Consider the following 17,768-nt stretch of genomic DNA (forward strand, 5'->3'; position numbering starts at 1 on the left):
GCCAGGACATCGGCGCCCTCGACGTGCTCGAGCGCTACCAGCAGTGGCGCCGCTTCGACACGCTGCAGATGGGCATCACCACCGATGTGCTGAACCGGCTGTTTTCCAACGACATCGGCCCGCTGCGCGCCGTGCGCGACATCGGCCTCGGCCTTGTCGAACGGATGCCCGGGCTCAAGGATTTCTTCATCCGCCAAGCCTCGGGCCTGTCGGGCGACACGCCGCGGCTGCTCAAGGGTGAAGCGATCTAGCGTCTCACAATTGGCCGAGGCCTACACGACGTCGTCATCCACGGGCGGAGCGACGCGAAGCGGAGCGCAGACCCGAGGATCCATTCCGTGACTTTGATCGTAGGGTGCAGCGGAGCAGAATTCTGTATCGCTGCAACGCCTATAGGTAACGGAATGGATTCTATGGTCTGCGCCGCGTCGCTTCGCTCCTTGCTCCGCCATAGAATGACGACGTGAGGGGCGTTTCGGCCAATCACGAAAGCAGGCGATCCGGCCGCCACAGCTTCAGCTCAATTCACCTCGAACCCGAGCTTCTGCCGCAGCCTCAGCATCCGCTGGTCGGCGATCCGCAGGCGTTGCTCGCCGCCCTGCGCCACGCGGTTCAACATCCTGAGCAGATCGTCCCGCTCATGCGGATCGAGGCGCTCGCGCAGGAACGGCGCCAGCTTGTCGATGACGATCGTCGTGTCGTCGATCTGCGCGGCGGCCCATTTGGCGTAGACGACGGCCTCGTCGGTCTTTTTCCGGCTGTCCGCAATTCCAGCAATCACCTCCCGCAGCGCGGCCTCGCGCCCCGGCAGGATCGGACCATGTTCCGAAACGATCGCGGTGATCAGCGTCGCGGCCGCGACGACGGGGTCGTCGATCGCCGTCAGCGGCGAGAGTGCCGCCTGCTTGCGCAGCTTCTTGCGGCGGATGTTCCCCTGCACGCGTCCGACGACGTCGGCGACCTCACGCGCGGCCTCGTTCATGGCCTTCATCCGGTACCACCAGATGGCCGCGGCGCCGAGCACGCCAAGGATAGCGATCAGGAAAGGCATGCCGAATTCCCCCAAAAACCCGGCAACGATAGGAGAAGTGTGGCATCGCTTCAACACGCGACAGTTGCGGCGATGAAGAAACTCCTAATGCATGTCGGCCAAAAGCGTGCAGCGGTTTCGGCCGGCATCCAGCAAGACAAAGGCCTGCGCAATCGCCATACGCTGGCATCATGACCCCGGTATGTCGTAGATGGCCCTGACTTCGACGGTGCCGAGCTCGGCGAGCGGAATCCCGGCGGCGATGTCCAGCGCCTCGTCGAGGTCCGCCGCTTCGATCATGACGAAGCCGAGCAACTGTTCCTTGGTCTCGGCGAACGGCCCGTCGGTGACGAGCTTCCTGCCCTTGCGCCGGCGCACGGTCTTGGCCGTCTTTACCGATTGCAGCGCCTGCGCCGCGATCAGGTAGCCCTTCTTTTCCAGTTCTCTGTCGTAGGCGAGCGAATCGGCGTCGAGCTTTGCCGCCTCGCCGCGCGACAGGGCGTGGAGCTTTTCTTCCTCGTGATAGACGAGACAAAGATATTTCATCGTGTTCTTCCCGTGATTGCGATAATGACATTCGCCGGGCAACGGCCGCAGCCGGCTGCCCGCCGGCGATCCGGCCCAGAGCAATTCCAGGAAAAGTGTGTAACGGTTTTCCGTCCGGAATTGCGTAAAAACAAAGGCTTAAGCTGAGCCGGCGATTCCATGAAAAGCTGAACCGGGCTACGAGCCCGGTATGTGGTAGACGGCGCGCACTTCCAGCATGCCGATTTCGGCAAGCGGGCTGGTCGAGGCGATCTCGATGGCCTCGTCGAGGTCGCAGGCCTCGATCATGACGAAGCCGAGCAATTGCTCCTTGGTCTCGGCGAAGGGACCATCGGTGACGAGCGTCTTGCCCTTGCGCCGGCGCACGGTCTTCGATGTTGTTGCCGATTGCAGCGCTTGCGCGATGATGAGGCGCCCGCTTTTCTCCAGCCCCTTGTTGTAGGCGATCGCTCTGGCGTCGAGCTTCGCCAGCCCTCCGCTGCCAAGCGCATGAAGTTCGGCTTCCTCACCGTAGACAAGGCAAACATATTGCATCTCTATCTCCTCTGCTGGGCCGGATCATAGGACGACGCGATCAAGCTGCTGCCAGCCAGGCTCGCTTGCGCTGCGGCATGGTCGAGCAGGCCGATGGCGAGCCCGATGACGGCGACAGCCACGAGCAGGCGGCCAAAGCCCGAAGGCGGCACCTCGGCCCAGTCGGTTTCTTGTCGGAACATTCTTTTGCGAGCGGAAAACAGCGTATCCATTTTGAGCCTCCATCCGGCCATCATTTGCGTGGCCGCCCACAGGACGGCCGGACCCCGGGCAAGTCGACATTTTTGCACATGCATTTTTTTGTCGTCCGATGGCGATACCGCGCGCCGGTGTGAAAGCGCGGTGGCCTTCACGCCGGCGCGCGCTATAGTTGGCCGGGCTTTGATCACGCTCAACCGAGGAGGATTTCATGGACCGCACCGCAAACGCCGTCTGGAAAGGCAATCTGAAAGAGGGCAAGGGCACGCTGGATACGCAGAGCGGGACCTTGAAAGGCACGCCCTATTCCTTCAAGGCGCGCTTCGAGGACGAGAGCGGCAAATCGGGCACCAATCCGGAAGAGCTGATCGCGGCGGCGCATGCCGGCTGCTACGCCATGCAGCTCTCGCACTTCCTGGCCGAGAACGGCACGCCGGCGGCCGAGCTCGACGCCGAGGCGGTGGTGACGCTGGTGCCCGGCACCGGCATCACCGGCAGCGCCATCACCCTGGTCGGCAAGGTGCCGGGCATCGACGCGGCGAAGTTCAAGGAACTCGCCGAAAAGGCCAAGGCCGAATGCCCGGTGTCGAAAGCGCTCGGGGCGATCAAGGTTTCGCTCGACGCCAGGCTGGGGTGAGCGCTGGCGAAAGCCGCTATCGGTTTGGAGCGCACTATTTCAGGCGCTTGCGCCGCCCCTCATCCCCCTTCCGGGACCTTCTCCCCGTATAGTAACGGGGAGAAGGAGCGCGCCGCGACTTCTCCGCGACCCTGTTGCGGCGCTGGCGATTGGCGAAACCGCCGGCGATAGCGCCCCTCTCCCCGTCACTATACGGGGAGAGGATGCCGGCAGGCAGGTGAGGGGCAGCGCCAACGCCGGAGGACGATGCGTTTCTTGCGACCTACTGTCCGCCGCCCAGCGCCCCGATCTTAGCGCGCAATGCCGCGACCTCCTCCTCTAGCGCCCGCACCCGCGCTTCGAGGTCGGAATCCGATGACGTCGCCGGCTGCCACGGCGCCGCAACCGCTACCGCCGTCGTTTCCACCGGCCCACTCAACAGATGCACATAGCGCTCCTCGCGCTGCCCGGGCGCGCGTTCGAGCAGTTGCACAAGCGGCGGGCGGCGGCCGATCAAAAGGTCGAGATTGTCGCGAAGCTCTTCGATCGTCCCAAAGCGCGCCATGCGCTCCGCGCGCGCCAGCAATTCATGCGCCGTCTGCGCGCCGCGCAACAGCAGCAAACCGACGATGGCGATCTGCGGCGTCGTCAGCGAAAAGCGCTGCGCCATCAGATGCTCGTAGCGCTCGACGCGCGAAGCGAAGGCCTGGCGCACCAGGCCCTTCTGCTCGAGCGTGCTCAGCGCCCGCCTGATCTCCGTCAGCTCCAGCGCCATCACCGGCTCGCGCGCCGTCTTCTGGTTGGCGGCTTGATGCGCGCCGTTGAGCGTCAGCGGATAGACGTCCGGCGTCAGCTCCTTCTTCTCGATCAGAGAGCCGAGCACGCGCGCTTCGGTGGCAGAGAGGACGGGGAGATCGGTCATGTGAGCTATCCTTTTGAGTCCGGAGGGACAGCACCCCCCTCTGTCCTGCCGGACATCTCCCCCGCAAGGGGGGAGATCGGCAGCTTCAGCGCCGTTCGTCCATTCTTGCAACGTTGAAGATTAGCGAAAGCGGGAAAGACAGCCAATCTCCCCCCTTGCGGGGGAGATGTCCGGCAGGCCAGAGGGGGTGCGAAGGGTCGCGACAGCAACAATTTGCCGCTAAATCCTTCTCTCCACCATCATCTTCTTGATCTCGGCGATCGCCTTGGCGGGGTTAAGCCCCTTCGGGCAGGTCTGCGCGCAGTTCATGATGGTGTGGCAGCGATAGAGCCGGAACGGGTCTTCCAGATTGTCGAGCCGCTCGCCCTTGGCCTCGTCGCGGCTGTCGATCAGCCAGCGATAGGCCTGCAGCAGCGTCGCCGGGCCAAGATAGCGCTCGCCGTTCCACCAGTAGCTCGGGCATGATGTCGAGCAGCAGGCGCACAGGATGCACTCGTAGAGCCCGTCGAGCTTTTCGCGGTCCTCATGGCTCTGCAGCCATTCCGTCGCGGGCGTCGGCGAGACCGTCTTCAGCCACGGTTCGATCGAGGCGTGCTGGGCATAGAAATTGGTGAGGTCCGGCACGAGGTCCTTGATCACCGGCATATGCGGCAGCGGATAGACCTTCACCGCGCCGGAGATGTCGTCGCAGCCTTTGGTGCAGGCCAGCGTGTTCGAGCCGTCGATGTTCATGGCGCAGGAGCCGCAAATGCCTTCGCGGCAGGAGCGGCGCAGCGTCAGCGTCGGGTCGATCTTGTTCTTGATCCAGAGCAGCGCATCCAGAACCATCGGCCCGCAATCGTCCATGTCGACGAAATAGGTGTCCATGCGCGGATTCTCATCGTCGTCCGGCGACCAGCGGTAGATGCGGTATTCGCGAAGGTTGGTGGCGCCCTCCGGCTTCGGCCAGGTCTTGCCCTGCTGGACTTTCGAATTCTTGGGAAGCGTGAGTTCGACCATTACCTGCGGTCCTTTCGGATGACGAGCTTCAGCCCGGACCAGATTTCACTGACGGCGGCGACCTTGACGTCGACGAGGTCGCGCTTGAGCGCCTCGGCGCGGATGACGCCGTCGGTGACGTCCGTCGGCACTTTCGATGCCTTCTTCGGCCAGGAAACCCAGACCATGCCGTCGCGCTTGATCGCCGTCTCGATGCCGGCAAGGCCGTCCTCGATCTCGGCGCGCTGCCGGGTGAAGGCATGCACGGCATCGTATTTCTGATTCCCTGAGATCGATGACCATTCAGGAAGCCGATCGACCCCGGCAAACGCCACGGCTTCGGCCAGGTCGCCGAGCTCCGGCGGCAGCGCGATGAAGGCGGCGACCATGCCGTCCTTCAGGCCGAGCTTGGCCGGAAGGGACGTGCCGGAATATCCCGCGGCCGCCAATGCCATGGTCAGTACACCCTGGCCTTCGGCGCGATCTTGGCCGGGTTGATGCCGCCGTCTTTTTCCGGCAGCAGCGTGTCGGTATGCACCGGCCGGTAGGTGAGCGTCACCTTGCCGTCCTCGCTGACGCGGGCCAACGTATGCTTGCGCCAGTTGGCGTCGTCGCGATCCGGGAAATCTTCCCGCGCGTGCGCACCGCGGCTCTCCTTGCGCGCCGCGGCGCCATGGACCGTGGTGATGGCGTTCGCCATCAAATTCTCCAGCTCCAGCGTCTCGACCAGGTCGGAGTTCCAGATCATCGAGCGGTCGAACACTTTTATGTCCTTGAGCTCACCCCAGATCGCGGAAATGCGCTTGCAGCCATTGTCCAGCGAGTCCTGGGTGCGGAACACCGCCGCGTCCTCCTGCATCGCCTTCTGCATCTTTTCGCGCACATCGGCCGTTGGCGTCGAGCCGTTGGCATGACGCAGCCGGTCGAAGCGATCCATGATCTTTTCGACCGAAGCCGCGTTGGGCGAAGGGATCGGCGAGTTGCGGTCGATCACCTCGCCGGCCCTTATCGCCGCGGCACGGCCGAAGACGACCAGATCGATCAGCGAATTCGAGCCCAGCCGGTTGGCGCCGTGCACCGAAGCGCAGGCGGCCTCGCCCACTGCCATCAGCCCGGGCGATACGCGATCCGGACTCCTCGCCGCCGGGTTGAGCACTTCGCCCCAGTAATTGGTCGGCACGCCGCCCATATTGTAGTGGACCGTCGGCAACACCGGGATCGGCTCCTTGGTCAGGTCGACGCCGGCGAAGATCTTTGCCGACTCCGAAATGCCCGGTAGCCTTTCATGCAGAACGGCCGGGTCGAGATGGTCGAGATGCAGGAAGATGTGGTCCTTCTTCGGCCCGACGCCGCGGCCTTCGCGGATCTCCAGCGTCATGCAGCGCGAGACCACGTCGCGGGAGGCAAGGTCCTTGGCCGACGGCGCATAGCGTTCCATGAAACGCTCGCCCTCGGAATTGACGAGATAGCCGCCCTCGCCGCGCGCACCTTCGGTGATCAGGCAGCCGGCGCCGTAAATGCCGGTCGGATGGAACTGCACGAACTCCATGTCCTGCAGCGCAAGCCCGGCACGTGCGGCCATGCCGCCGCCGTCACCAGTGCAGGTGTGCGCCGATGTGGCGGAGAAATAGGTGCGGCCATAGCCGCCGGTCGCCAGCACCACCATCTTGGCCGAGAAGCGATGGATGGTGCCGTCGTCCAGGTTCCAGGCGACGACGCCGGTGCAGGTGCCGTCCGGCTCCATGATCAGGTCGAGCGCGAAATATTCGATGAAGAACTGCGCGTTGTTCTTCAGCGACTGGCCGTAAAGCGTGTGCAGCATGGCATGGCCGGTGCGGTCGGCGGCCGCGCATGTGCGCTGCACCGGCGGACCCTCGCCGAAATTCATCATCATGCCGCCGAATGGCCGCTGATAGATCTTGCCCTCTTCGGTGCGCGAGAACGGCACGCCGTAATGCTCGAGCTCGTAGACGGCGGCGGGCGCCTGCTGGACCATGTATTCCTGGGCGTCGATGTCGCCCAGCCAGTCCGATCCCTTGACGGTATCGAACAGATGCCACTGCCAATTGTCGGGGCCCATATTGGCGAGCGAGGCGGCGATGCCGCCTTGCGCCGCCACCGTGTGCGAGCGGGTCGGGAACACTTTGGTGATGCAGGCCGTGCGCAGGCCCTGCTCGGCCATGCCGAGCGTGGCGCGCAGCCCGGCGCCGCCGGCGCCGACGATCACGACATCGAATTTGTGATCGACAAAAGTGTAGGCGGAAGCCGTTTTGTTTGCGTCCTTGGCCAAGACTTCAGCCTCCGAATGCCAGTTTGAGCAGGGCGAAGAGCGAGGCGACGCCGACTGCTACTGAGAAGAATGTGTTGAGGGCGATCAGCGCCAGCTTCATGCCTTCGCCATGCACGTAGTCCTCGATGATCACCTGCATGCCGAGCCGCATGTGATAGAGGCCGGAGATCAGCACCAGCGCCAGCACGAGCGCCACGAACGGATTGGCGAGCGAAGCCCGCACGTCCGCATAGCCGTGGCCGTTGACCGCGATCAAAAAGCCGACGAAGAACAGGATGAGCGGGATATTGGCAATCGCGGTCAGCCTCTGGCGCCAGAAATGGCCGGTGCCTTCGCGGGCCGAGCCCAGGCCGCGCACCTTGCCGAGCGGCGTGCGCATGTCGGTGTTCTTCGCGCTCATCAGAAAGCTCCCCGCGCCGTATAGCCGGCGATCCAGATCAAAAGCGTGAGCACGATCGAGCCGGCGAGCGTCGCCCAGGCGATCTTCGAGGCGGTGTGTTTCTCGAGCCCCGCTCCGGTGTCCCACACAAGGTGGCGCAGCCCGCCCAGCATGTGGTGCATCAGCGCCCAGGTGTAGCCGAAAAGGACCAGCCGGCCGAGCCAGGAGCCGAAGGCCCAGTCGACCCAATCGAACGCGGCCTGCGAGCTCGACGCCGCGATCAGCCATGCCGCCACCAAGAGCGTGCCGAAATACAGCGCGCCGCCGGTGATGCGGTGGATGATCGACATCGTCATCGTGATCGGCGGCCGGTAGATCGTCAGATGCGGCGATAGCGGCCGTTCACGTCTGGCAACTGCGTGGGTGGCTGGTGATTTGCTCATGGCTCCCCCAGTTCGGCGTCCCGAAGCCTCGAAGGGCGCGGCTTTTGCCGTCTCCATATATGGCTTCGGATAGGCGGTTTCTAATGCTCTTTTTGCACCGCGTCAAAGCCGGAAAATCGTTTTGGAAACATCATTTAGTCTGACAAAAGGCGGCGATTCCGCTTCAATCGATTAGCGCGCGATGCGAAGCCGGCGCAGTGTGGTATGCCGATGAAGATTGACCTCGCTACCGTCTGCAGGTGAGTGGCCTCGAACCCTTCTTCATGACCAGCGCTTCGCCCCCGTCGATCACGATTGCGTCATGCGTCGCCGCTTGGTAGCGGCTGCTCTGGTTGGGGGGCGACGCCGCAAACTCCTCGGTCCAACCATCCGGTCCTGCCACACGCAGCGACGTGCCGAGATTCTGGATGGAGATCATGCCGCCATTGCCGCATTTGTAGGTGGCCATGCCGATACTTGATCGCGGCAAGGTAAGGTCGGTAGTGATCTTGGTCGCAGATGCCGCAGGCGTTGCCGATGCTGCAGGCGGTGCAGGTGCCGGAGACGCCGCGGGTGCGGTGGACTGCTGAGCCGAAGCAGGCGCGACCGTAGTCGATGCCGCTTTCGGCGCGCCGTCCTGCGACACGCAGCCTGCGGCAACGAGAAACAGCGGGATACCGAGCAACACCCGAACCCTGTGGCCATATGTCATGTGCTGCACCTTTCGTGCGCGGCACGCTAGCCACGCGGCACGGCAAGATCAAGTTCACCCCGAGTCAGCAGGTCGGGGCAGGCGAGCCGCTTGATGCCTGCGTGGCTTGGGCCTTCTCACCAGAATTAACCATATTCATTAAGATCCGGCACCGAAGGCGGTCCGCCTCTTAACAAAGGTTAAGAAAGGGTTAATTTCTGATTCGGACGAAGTCCGGGCCGTGGCCTTGAGGTCGCGCCGGTGAACGGAGGACAAAATGCGTTCGAATTCAGTGCTGGCTTGCCTTGCGGCGATTGCGGCGATGGCCGTCGCTTTTGCCACGCCGTCGGAAGCTGGCTTGCGCCACCACGACCGCGTCTATGCCGATTCCTTCGGCAATCTCGTCATCGACAGCGCCGCCGGCTACAAGCGCATCATCGTCGGCGAGGGCAGGCACGCCAAGGAGCTCTCGAACTTTACCGGTGCCGGCCAGCCCGACGTCATCTACGACTCCGACGATGCCGGCGCGCCGGGCTGCTACCAGCCGCCGGTGTTCGTGAAGGGCCGCTCCTATATGTACGGGCTTTCCGACGGCGAGATGCCCAACCTCAGCCCTTGCCGCTGAGCGCCTTGGCCTGCCGCATCACGAGTCCGGGCGATACGCGCACGCAGTCGCGGCCGGCATTCTTGGCCGTGTAAAGGGCCTCATCGGCGCGCCGCAGGAGATCTGAAAAACCCTCGTCCGCGGCAAGCTCGGCGACGCCGAAGCTCGCGCTGCAGCGATGATCGACGGACAGGCCGTCGATCGGCAAAGTGCCGAACGCGCTGCGCGCGCCCTCCGCGAACAGCCGTGCGGCGGCAAGATTGGTGCCGGGCAGGATGATGGCGAACTCCTCGCCGCCGATGCGGCCGGCGACATGATGTTCGGCCGCCGCCTCGCGCAGCAGGCCTGCAAAGGTCTCGATGACGCGATCGCCGCTGGCATGGCCGTAGCTGTCGTTGATGGCCTTGAAGTGGTCCAGATCGGCAATGACCAGCGCCACCGGAACACCCTGGCGCACGGCGTCCCGCAAGGCGAGCTCGGCATGACGTTCGAAACCGCCGCGATTGAGCAGCCGTGACAGCGTGTCGATCTCCGATTTCGACGTCGCCTCGGCCAGCACGTCGCGCACCAGCAGGGCGAGCGCAAGCAGCGCCAACGCCAGGCCGAACACGGTGCCGAGCGACTGCGACACCAGCGCATAGCCCGTCTGCACGTAGGATTGCGGATCGGCGCCCCATCCTCCGAGCGCGCCGGCGATGAACGGCTTCGAGGCGAACTGCACGGCGCTCGCCGCCAGCACCGCCATCAGCGCGTAATCGAGCCGCCCGAGCCTCTGCCTTGCCGAGAGAACGATGCCGAGGGCGGCAAACTGCATGGCGGCATAGGGAAGCTGATAGGCCATCATGCGGGTGAGCGAGTGGCGCGGCAGATCCTGCACCAGATAAACGGCGACCGAGGCGACAGCCAGGAAGAACAGCATCGGCGCCCAGGGCGGGCTCACGCCATATCTATAGGCAAGCCCGCCATTGAAGGCGATGGTCGCGCCGAGGAAGACGGCGAAGGCGGCGACGACCGGCAGCCGGGCGTCGGCAAAGGCGGGGATGCTGAATTCGATGGCGAAATAGGCCATGCCGAGCACATAGCTGAAGGCCAGCCAGTGCGCCGACACGCGCCCGACGTCATGGATGGCGATCGCCATGAAGGCCGTCGCCAGCAGCCCGGCGACGGACAGATTGATCATCAGGATGAAATCAGCGCTGCCCATGTTCCTTCGATGCCCCTCGGACAGAAAACCATCGACGGGCGAAAAAGCCGTTAACGCAGGCCGCTGATTCAGCCGACGCTGACCGCTGCTGGCACGAAGGCGGTTTCAGGCCGCTCGTAGGAGAGACGGACGCTGTCGCGGCCGTTCCTCTTGGCCTTGTAGAGCGCCTCGTCGGCGCGCCGCATCAGCGGCATCAGCCTTTCGTTGCCGGTGCGGGCGGCGACGCCGAAGCTCGCGGTCAGCCTGATGCCGGAGGGAAGCCCATCGACCGCGCCCGCCGAATAATAGGCGCGGATCGCTTCCGCGAACAACCGCGCCGAGGCGAGATCGCTGAGCGGCAGGAGCACGGCGAACTCCTCGCCGCCGATGCGGCCGGCAGCGCCCCGCGTGCCCGTGGCAAAACGCAGCTTGGCGGCGAAATCGACGATCACCCTGTCGCCCGCCTCATGGCCGTGCTGGTCGTTGAGCGCCTTGAAGTGATCGAGATCGGCAAGCACCAGAGCGACGGGGGATCCTGTTTTGGCGCATTGATCGAGCAGAAGCGCTGCCCGTTCCTCGAAACCCCGGCGGTTGAGCAGCCCCGACAGCGGGTCGGTATGGGTTTCCGCCTTCAGACCCTTCATCACATCGAGCGCCGCCGCCGTGAACAGGGAGAGCGCCGTCAAGAGCGATAAAAGCGCATGCGAGAGCAGCGCCGTCGTCCAATAGGACGAGCCGTAGAAGCCGTCATAGCTTGAGAACGGACCATGCGCGATGACGACGATCAGGGTACGGGCGATGAAGTTCAGCCCGGAAAGCAGCGACAGCACGAACAGGATTTTTTCGGTCGGCCCATTGTTGCGCACTGCCCTGAGCTCGGCGGCGACCAGCAGGCTCAAGGCGCCGAAACCGAAATTCATGGCAAGCACGCGCCAGGTGAGATCGGGCTGGACGAACATGAACCATGAGAAGGCGGCGAGCCCGCCGCCGGTCATGATGCCGATGCCGATACAGGGCACGCGCCGGCCGAAGCGCGCGACGATGGCGCTGGAAAGGCAGCATGCGGCGATCGTGAAGCATATGTTGGAGATCAGCTTGGTCGCCACGACGCCGACCGGAAGCGTGAAATATTGCAGCAGGAAGCCCGAGGCCGACAGGCAATAGCTCGCCGCCAGCGCCGCCAGATACGGGCGGTGGCGCTGATAGAACCACAGCACGAGGAACGCGGCGCCAAGCGCCAGCGCTATCGTCGGGTTGAGCAGCGCTATGAGCAGACCGGTGTCCAACGGACCGTGACTTTCCCCAAACTTACCCTGGGGGAGATGCTAGTCCGGAAGCGCAAACAAGCAGTTAAGCGGAAGCTGACGCAGGTGCAATCTTGCTTCGGCCTAAAGCATGTCTCCCGAAAGTGGGAGCCGGTTTCGGGACCAAGACATGCGTAAAATCAAAAACCTAAAGCGCACGGAGCGAATCTGAAAGATCGCGACGCGCTTTAGCGTGAAAAACCCCGAACCGCGACGCGGTCCGGGGTTCGGTGACGGGATAGCCGCGGTGTCCTATTTCCAGTCGCGGATGTCGACGAAGTGGCCGGCGATCGCCGCCGCCGCCGCCATGGCCGGCGACACCAGATGGGTACGGCCCTTGAAGCCCTGCCGGCCCTCGAAATTGCGGTTCGAGGTCGAGGCGCAGCGCTCATGCGGCTTCAGCCGGTCGTCATTCATGGCCAGGCACATCGAGCAGCCCGGCTCGCGCCAGTCGAAGCCGGCGGCGACGAAGATCTTGTCGAGACCCTCGGCTTCCGCCTGCTCCTTGACCAGTCCGGAGCCCGGCACGATCATCGCGTTGACGCGCGGATTGACCTTCTTGCCCTCGACCACCTTGGCGGCGGCGCGCAGATCCTCGATGCGGCCATTGGTGCAGGAGCCGATGAAGACACGGTCGAGCGCGATGTCGGTGATCTTGGTTCCCGGCGTCAGCCCCATATAGTCGAGCGCGCGCAGCTTGGACGTGCGCTTGTTCTCGTCGGCGATATCGGCCGGATTGGGCACGGAGCCCTGCACCGAGACGACGTCCTCGGGCGAGGAGCCCCAGGAGACGATCGGCGGCAGTTTTTGCGCGTCGAGCACGACCACCTTGTCGAAATGCGCGCCTTCGTCGGAATGCAGCGTCTTCCAATAGGCGAGTGCCGCGTCCCATGCCGCGCCCTTCGGCGCGCGCGGCTTGTCCTTGACATAGGCGAAGGTGGTCTCGTCCGGCGCGATCAGCCCGGCCCGCGCCCCGCCCTCGATCGACATGTTGCAGATCGTCATGCGGCCTTCCATCGACAGCGAGCGGATCGCTTCGCCGGCATATTCGATAACGTAGCCGGTGCCGCCGGCGGTGCCGATCTCGCCGATGATGGCAAGGATGATGTCCTTGGCGGTGACGCCTTCCGGAAGCTGGCCGTCGACACGCACCAGCATGTTCTTGGCCTTGCGCTGGATCAGCGTCTGCGTCGCCAGCACATGCTCGACTTCCGATGTGCCGATGCCATGCGCCAGCGCACCGAAAGCGCCGTGCGTCGAGGTGTGGCTGTCGCCGCAGACGATGGTCATGCCGGGCAGCGTAAAGCCCTGCTCCGGGCCGATGATGTGGACGATGCCCTGGCGGACGTCGTTCTCGGAGTAATATTCGATGCCGAAATCCTTGGCGTTCTTGGCCAGCGCCTCGACCTGGATGCGGCTTTCCTCGTTCTTGATGCCGAACTTGCGCTCGGGCGAGGTCGGCACATTGTGATCGACCACGGCCAGCGTCTTTTCGGGATGCCGGACCTTTCTGCCGCTCATGCGCAGGCCTTCGAAGGCCTGCGGGCTGGTGACCTCGTGGACGAGGTGGCGGTCGATATAGAGCAGGCAGGTGCCGTCGTCCTGGCGGTCGACGACGTGGTCGTCGAATATCTTGTCGTAGAGGGTGCGCGGTGCGCTCATGTGCGTAAATCCGTCGATTTCGAAAAATGGGAGAAGCCGGCGCCGGAGCATGCAGGCCCGGCAAGGCGACGAGGCGGTGTCGCCTTAGCGAAGTCGGCTGGTCAGCGCGCCGCAGACACGCGCGGCGAATCGCGACGGCAGGCGCTTCCTGTCCTGCAGCACGAAACCCTTGTAGGCCGGATCGCCGAAAAGCTCTTCCATGGCGGGGTAAATAGCAATGTTTTGGCTTTTCGGCAATTGGCGCGACGCCCTTCTCCCCTTGTGGGAGAAGGTGTCGCCGAAGGCGACGGATGAGGGGTGCTCCAGGGAAAGCCAGCGTCTCACTCCGCTGGAACACCCCTCATCCGTCTCGGCGCTATCGCGCTGATCCACCTTCTCCCACAAGGGGAGAAGGGGGCGCCGCGCTCACAACACCTCGAACACAAACGTCTTCACCAGCGCATCCGGATCGCCGATCGCGTAGCAGCGGAACCATGGGCTTTGCTCGACCAGCCGCCACTTCCTCGCCTGCGTGAGATCGTCGAACACAGCCTGAAATCCGCCGCTCTCGAAAACCTGGTCGCGCACGGTGAAGATGGCGTGGCCGCCGCTCTTCGTGACGCGCACCAGCTCGTGCAGGCCGGAGGCCGGCGCGTGGCCGATGGTGAAGACGCCGGTCGAGAAGAAGGCGCGGAAATGCCTGTCCGGCCAAGGCAGCGGACCACCGAGCATCGCCTTCTTCAGCTCGCCATAGGCCTGGCGGCTGCCGGCGAGCTTCAGCATGTCGTCGGAAAGGTCGAGCCCGGCGATATCGCCATAGCCCAGCGCCTTCAGCGACGGCCCCGACAGGCCGGTGCCGCAGCCTGCATCGAGCAGTGGGCCATCGCCCGTCGGCACATAGCGCGCCACCCAGGCGGCGATGAGGAACGGCAAGAGATAGCCGAGCGAGGCGGTTTCGCTGTCATAGGTCGCCGCCCATTCGGCATAGGCCTTGGCGAGCGCTTCCGGCGTATCGGCCGTATAGACGGAATCCAATGCCGCATTGGCCTTGTCGAAATTCATGGATCGGTTCCTCCTCACCGGATGCAGGCCGTGCAAAAGCGCGGCGGCGCGGGAAGACGGCATGCGTCCGGTAACGACAAACCGGGATCGTAGCGCGGTCTTCGCCGGGCCGCTATGCCTCGTTCTGCCGGCGCAGCCGCTGCTCCAGCGCTCTCAGCGCCAGCGACAGGCCGACGGTCAGGATGAGATAGATGTAGGCGACGATCGAATAGGTCTCGAAGAAGCGAAAGGAACCGGCGGCATAGACCTTGCCCATCTGGGTGATGTCGGCGACGCCCAGCACCGAGACCAGCGAGGAATCCTTGACCATGGCGACGAAGTCGTTGCCGAGCGGCGGCAGGATGGTGCGGATCGCCTGCGGGAAGACGATCAGCCGGAAGCGCTGCACGCGCGTCAGGCCGAGCGCCTTGGCGGCTTCGATCTGACCCTTCTCGACCGACTGGATGCCGGCCCGAAAGACTTCCGAGATGAAAGCCGAATAGCCGATGGTGAGCGCCATGATGGCGCGCCAGAGCAGTGAGACGTCGCGCACCAGGAGTTCGCCCATGAAGCCGGCGCTCTGCAGCGGCGCCGTCAGCGCGTTCCACCCCGCGACGAAGGCCGGCGCCCCGGCAAAGGCTATCCAGAACAGGAGCACCAGGATCGGCACGCCGCGGATGATCTCGACATAGAAGCGCGCGACCTGCCGCAGCCATTGCGAACCGGACAATGCCATCAGCGCGATGCCGAGGCCAAACGCCGAAGCCAGCGCGAAGGCGACGACCGTGACGAAGATGGTGATGCCGATGCCCTTGGCGACGGTGGCGAAGACCTGGGCGTAGAGGTCGCTCGCGGCGATCGCCAGCGCCGCGATCAAGGCGAGCACAAGGGCGGCGGCCAGCCACCAGGGGAACTCGGATTTGGCGGTGGAGGTTGCGGCGGGCATCAGGCGGCGTCGACGGCATAATTGTTAATGCCGCGTTCCGGCACACCCCCCTCTGCCCTGCCGGGCATCTCCCCCGCAAGGGGGGAGATCAGATGTCGCTGCGGCTTTCGCCAATAACCGACGTTGAGGGAAAGGCGCCGTGGATCAAGCTGCCAATCTCCCCCCTTGCGGGGGAGATGTCCGGCAGGACAGAGGGGGGTGGGAAGGAATGAGGCTTTCGCGGCTTTCCGCCCGTAGCCGTTGCGCACCGCCCGCGCCAAAACGAGCTACTGCCCCATCTTGTAATCAAGGAACCACTTCTTGTTCAGCGCATCGAGCGTGCCGTCGGCCTTGAGCGCGGCGATCGCGGCGTTGACCGGCTTCACCAGGTCCGAGCCCTTCGGGAAGATGAACCCGAAGTCCTCGGTGCCCAGCGGCCCGCCGATCAGCTTGAGCTTGCCCTCGGAAGCATCGACATAGCCCTTGCCGGCGGTGCCGTCGGTGAGCACGACATCGACGTCGCCCGACTTCAGCGCCTGCACGGTGGCGCCGAAAGTCTCGAACAGTTTTATCCGCGGGTTCTGCTCGTTGCCGTCGAGCACGCTGTAGACGGCGGTGTAGAAGGGCGTGGTGCCGGGCTGGGCGCCGATCAGCCCGTCCTTGAAGGCGCCGAAGCTCTTGGCGTCGGTGAAGCGGTTCTCGTCGCCGCGCACCAGCATGAACTGCTCCGAACGCATATAGGGGTCGGAGAAGTCGACCTTCTCCTTGCGGTCTTCCTTGATGGTGATGCCGGTCATGCCGATGTTGTACTGGTTGTCGGAAACCGCCTGGATCATCGCGTCCCAGGAGGTGTTCTGGTACTCGACCTTGAAGTTCAGCCGCTTGGCGATCTCGTCCATCGCGTCATACTCCCAGCCGATCTGCTTGCCGGTTTTCTTGTCGATGAACTGCAGCGGCGGATAGGCGTTCTCCGTCACCACCACGACCTTCTTGCCACCGAGATCGGGCAGCGTATCGGCGAGCGCCGCGACGGGCGCGAGAAGGCAGGCCACCATGGCGGCCAGCAACAGTTTCGACTTGATCATGACAAACTCCCCGAATGTGATTGGCCGCACGATCCCAGTGCGCCAGGACAAAATCCGGCGCCGACTTTAGCTTTCCGCAAGCGCCTTGCAAGCCGATCCGCTGCGACGTTAAGCGTCGGCCTGGAATTCAATGCTTCCGAAAGATGAATTCTAGAACGGACGTTGCTGCGATCAGTCCTGATCGGCGGCGGCCTCGCGCAGTCCGGCGACCAGCCGGATGAGTGTGCCGTGCAGGGCTTTGAGCTCGGCGCGTTCCAGCGGCATGCTGCAGGCAAGCGCTGCCTGCACATCCTTCATGTTGGCGCGCAGCGCCTGGCCTTTTGCCGTCGGCTCGACCAGCACCCGGCGCTCGTCCGCACTGTCGCGCCGGCGCGTGACGAGGCCGCCCGCTTCCATCCGCTTGATCAGCGGCGTCAATGTCGCGGAATCCAGCCCCAGCGCTTCGCCAAGCTCGCCCACCGTCATGGGCGAACGCTGCCACAGCGCCAGCATCGCCAGATATTGCGGATAGGTGAGGCCGAGCGGATCGAGCAGCGGCCGGTAGAGCTTCGTCATCAGCCCGCTTGCCGAATAGAGCGCGAAGCAGAGCTGCTGGTCGAGACGTGGAACGGCGAGCGCCCCGGCGGCGGTATCCGCCGGGGCGTCGCTGGGCCGGGTTTCGAGCTTCGTCGTCATGCCGCCTTTGCCGCGAGCGCCACCGTGGAAAGCGCCACATCGATATTGCCCCGGATGGCGTTGGAATAGGGGCAGACCTGGTGCGCTTCCGATACAAGCGCTTCCGCGCCCGCCTGATCAAGGCCTTTCGTTTCGGCAGCCAGCGCGACGCCGAGCCTGAAGCCTCCCTGGTCGTTCGGATAGAGGCTGACCGTTGCCGTCACCGCCGCATCCTGAAGCGGCAGCTTCTGCTTTCGCGCAACGAAGCGGATCGCGCTTTCGAAGCAGGCGGCATAGCCGGCGGCGAAAAGCTGCTCCGGATTGGTTGCGCCGCCCTGCCCGCCGAGTTCCTTCGGCATCGCCAGATCGAGTTTGAGCAGACCGTCGCTGGTCTCGGCATGACCCGCGCGGCCACCGACGACGCGAGCCTGGGCGGTGTAGAGTGCTGACATCTTTGTCTCCATTTATCTTGTGCACGATTATTTAGTGTACAAGATAAATGGATGTCAAGGGCGCCGGCGCTGGAACCCTTTGGGGCAGAAATCGGAACCGCTGGCGGGACAGCACCCCCCTCTGGCCTGCCGGCCATCTCCGCCGCAAGGGGGAGATCGGATGTTCCGCGACTTTCGCCAATTGTCGACCTCCACGGGAGGACGCGGCGCCGAAGCTGCCAATCTCCCCCCTTGCGGGGGAGATGTCCGGCAGGACAGAGGGGGGTATGAAGG

At 64.3% G+C, this 17,768-nt stretch carries 22 protein-coding genes and 1 pseudogene; 3 read left to right on the forward strand and 20 right to left on the reverse strand.

Annotated features, from left to right (window positions below):
• Window positions 1-251 (forward strand): annotated as a pseudogene (locus EOA38_RS08410) (2-octaprenyl-6-methoxyphenyl hydroxylase); the annotation flags it as partial.
• A 269-nt stretch (window positions 252-520) separates the two neighbouring features.
• On the opposite strand, the gene EOA38_RS08415 reads toward EOA38_RS08410, so the two are convergent.
• From EOA38_RS08415 to EOA38_RS08430, 4 genes are all read right to left on the reverse strand, one after another.
• Window positions 521-1,051 carry a hypothetical protein gene (locus EOA38_RS08415; protein ID WP_127298940.1) on the reverse strand — a complete coding sequence of 177 codons (531 nt, stop codon included), beginning with the start codon at window positions 1,049-1,051 and terminating at the stop codon, window positions 521-523.
• A 168-nt stretch (window positions 1,052-1,219) separates the two neighbouring features.
• Complete coding sequence (locus EOA38_RS08420; RefSeq protein WP_126091219.1) at window positions 1,220-1,576, reverse strand: YciI family protein; 357 nt, start codon at window positions 1,574-1,576, stop codon at window positions 1,220-1,222.
• A gap of 177 nt (window positions 1,577-1,753) precedes the next feature.
• Window positions 1,754-2,110, reverse strand: coding sequence for a YciI family protein (locus tag EOA38_RS08425; RefSeq protein ID WP_126091218.1), 357 nt, complete (start codon window positions 2,108-2,110; stop codon window positions 1,754-1,756).
• Between the two features lie 2 nt (window positions 2,111-2,112).
• Window positions 2,113-2,322, reverse strand: a complete 210-nt coding sequence (locus EOA38_RS08430) for a hypothetical protein (protein ID WP_126091217.1) — start codon at window positions 2,320-2,322, stop codon at window positions 2,113-2,115.
• Between the two features lie 197 nt (window positions 2,323-2,519).
• On the opposite strand from EOA38_RS08430, the gene EOA38_RS08435 reads away from it, so the two are divergent.
• Window positions 2,520-2,945 carry an OsmC family protein gene (locus EOA38_RS08435; protein WP_127298941.1) on the forward strand — a complete coding sequence of 142 codons (426 nt, stop codon included), beginning with the start codon at window positions 2,520-2,522 and terminating at the stop codon, window positions 2,943-2,945.
• A 262-nt stretch (window positions 2,946-3,207) separates the two neighbouring features.
• On the opposite strand, the gene EOA38_RS08440 is transcribed toward EOA38_RS08435, so the two are convergent.
• The 7 genes from EOA38_RS08440 to EOA38_RS08475 all read right to left on the reverse strand — a co-directional run bounded on the left by EOA38_RS08440 (window position 3,208) and on the right by EOA38_RS08475 (window position 8,627).
• Entirely contained in the window at window positions 3,208-3,846 is a 639-nt protein-coding gene (locus EOA38_RS08440; RefSeq protein WP_127298942.1) for a DUF480 domain-containing protein, read from the reverse strand.
• 219 nt (window positions 3,847-4,065) lie between these two features.
• Window positions 4,066-4,845, reverse strand: coding sequence for a succinate dehydrogenase iron-sulfur subunit (locus EOA38_RS08450; protein WP_126091215.1), 780 nt, complete (start codon window positions 4,843-4,845; stop codon window positions 4,066-4,068).
• On the reverse strand, window positions 4,845-5,279 hold the full coding sequence (locus tag EOA38_RS08455) for a DUF3052 family protein (RefSeq protein WP_127298943.1): 435 nt from the start codon (window positions 5,277-5,279) through the stop codon (window positions 4,845-4,847). Before EOA38_RS08455 ends, EOA38_RS08450 begins: the two co-directional genes overlap by 1 nt.
• 2 nt (window positions 5,280-5,281) lie before the next feature.
• Entirely contained in the window at window positions 5,282-7,114 is a 1,833-nt protein-coding gene (gene sdhA, locus EOA38_RS08460) for a succinate dehydrogenase flavoprotein subunit (protein WP_127298944.1), read from the reverse strand.
• Window positions 7,115-7,118: 4 nt separating this feature from the next.
• Window positions 7,119-7,514: a succinate dehydrogenase, hydrophobic membrane anchor protein gene (sdhD, locus tag EOA38_RS08465; RefSeq protein ID WP_127298945.1), complete on the reverse strand. Its 396-nt coding sequence runs from the start codon at window positions 7,512-7,514 to the stop codon at window positions 7,119-7,121.
• Entirely contained in the window at window positions 7,514-7,936 is a 423-nt protein-coding gene (gene sdhC, locus EOA38_RS08470) for a succinate dehydrogenase, cytochrome b556 subunit (protein ID WP_126091211.1), read from the reverse strand. Before sdhC ends, sdhD begins: the two co-directional genes overlap by 1 nt.
• Before the next feature lie 226 nt (window positions 7,937-8,162).
• Window positions 8,163-8,627: a hypothetical protein gene (locus EOA38_RS08475; protein WP_127298946.1), complete on the reverse strand. Its 465-nt coding sequence runs from the start codon at window positions 8,625-8,627 to the stop codon at window positions 8,163-8,165.
• 256 nt (window positions 8,628-8,883) lie between these two features.
• Here EOA38_RS08475 and EOA38_RS08480 point away from each other — a divergent pair, with 256 nt between their 5' ends.
• On the forward strand, window positions 8,884-9,231 hold the full coding sequence (locus tag EOA38_RS08480; protein WP_126091209.1) for a hypothetical protein: 348 nt from the start codon (window positions 8,884-8,886) through the stop codon (window positions 9,229-9,231).
• Here the strand turns inward: EOA38_RS08480 and EOA38_RS08485 are convergent.
• The 9 genes from EOA38_RS08485 to EOA38_RS08530 all read right to left on the reverse strand — a co-directional run bounded on the left by EOA38_RS08485 (window position 9,215) and on the right by EOA38_RS08530 (window position 17,495).
• The gene (locus EOA38_RS08485; protein WP_127298947.1) at window positions 9,215-10,414 is read right to left on the reverse strand and encodes a GGDEF domain-containing protein; all 1,200 of its coding nucleotides are present in this window, start codon (window positions 10,412-10,414) and stop codon (window positions 9,215-9,217) included. The two genes, EOA38_RS08480 and EOA38_RS08485, sit on opposite strands and share 17 nt — an antisense overlap.
• A gap of 68 nt (window positions 10,415-10,482) precedes the next feature.
• Entirely contained in the window at window positions 10,483-11,679 is a 1,197-nt protein-coding gene (locus EOA38_RS08490; protein ID WP_127298948.1) for a GGDEF domain-containing protein, read from the reverse strand.
• 270 nt (window positions 11,680-11,949) lie between these two features.
• A complete protein-coding gene (gene leuC, locus EOA38_RS08495; RefSeq protein WP_126091207.1) occupies window positions 11,950-13,359 on the reverse strand; it encodes a 3-isopropylmalate dehydratase large subunit in 1,410 nt (469 codons plus the stop codon).
• A gap of 84 nt (window positions 13,360-13,443) precedes the next feature.
• Entirely contained in the window at window positions 13,444-13,731 is a 288-nt protein-coding gene (locus EOA38_RS39050) for a hypothetical protein (RefSeq protein WP_189434551.1), read from the reverse strand.
• 33 nt (window positions 13,732-13,764) lie between these two features.
• Window positions 13,765-14,400 carry a class I SAM-dependent methyltransferase gene (locus EOA38_RS08505; RefSeq protein ID WP_127298949.1) on the reverse strand — a complete coding sequence of 212 codons (636 nt, stop codon included), beginning with the start codon at window positions 14,398-14,400 and terminating at the stop codon, window positions 13,765-13,767.
• 112 nt (window positions 14,401-14,512) lie between these two features.
• Window positions 14,513-15,325: an amino acid ABC transporter permease gene (locus tag EOA38_RS08510; RefSeq protein ID WP_127298950.1), complete on the reverse strand. Its 813-nt coding sequence runs from the start codon at window positions 15,323-15,325 to the stop codon at window positions 14,513-14,515.
• Between the two features lie 266 nt (window positions 15,326-15,591).
• Complete coding sequence (locus tag EOA38_RS08520) at window positions 15,592-16,389, reverse strand: transporter substrate-binding domain-containing protein (RefSeq protein ID WP_127298952.1); 798 nt, start codon at window positions 16,387-16,389, stop codon at window positions 15,592-15,594.
• Window positions 16,390-16,560: 171 nt separating this feature from the next.
• Window positions 16,561-17,064 (reverse strand): MarR family transcriptional regulator, encoded by a 504-nt coding sequence (locus EOA38_RS08525; RefSeq protein ID WP_127298953.1) that lies wholly within the window; start codon window positions 17,062-17,064, stop codon window positions 16,561-16,563.
• Complete coding sequence (locus EOA38_RS08530; RefSeq protein WP_126091202.1) at window positions 17,061-17,495, reverse strand: organic hydroperoxide resistance protein; 435 nt, start codon at window positions 17,493-17,495, stop codon at window positions 17,061-17,063. The genes EOA38_RS08525 and EOA38_RS08530 overlap by 4 nt, the downstream gene beginning before the upstream one ends.
• Between the last annotated feature and the right edge of the window lie 273 nt (window positions 17,496-17,768).

It is taken from the genome of Mesorhizobium sp. M1E.F.Ca.ET.041.01.1.1, from assembly GCF_003997355.1.
Classification (GTDB): Bacteria; Pseudomonadota; Alphaproteobacteria; order Rhizobiales; family Rhizobiaceae; genus Mesorhizobium.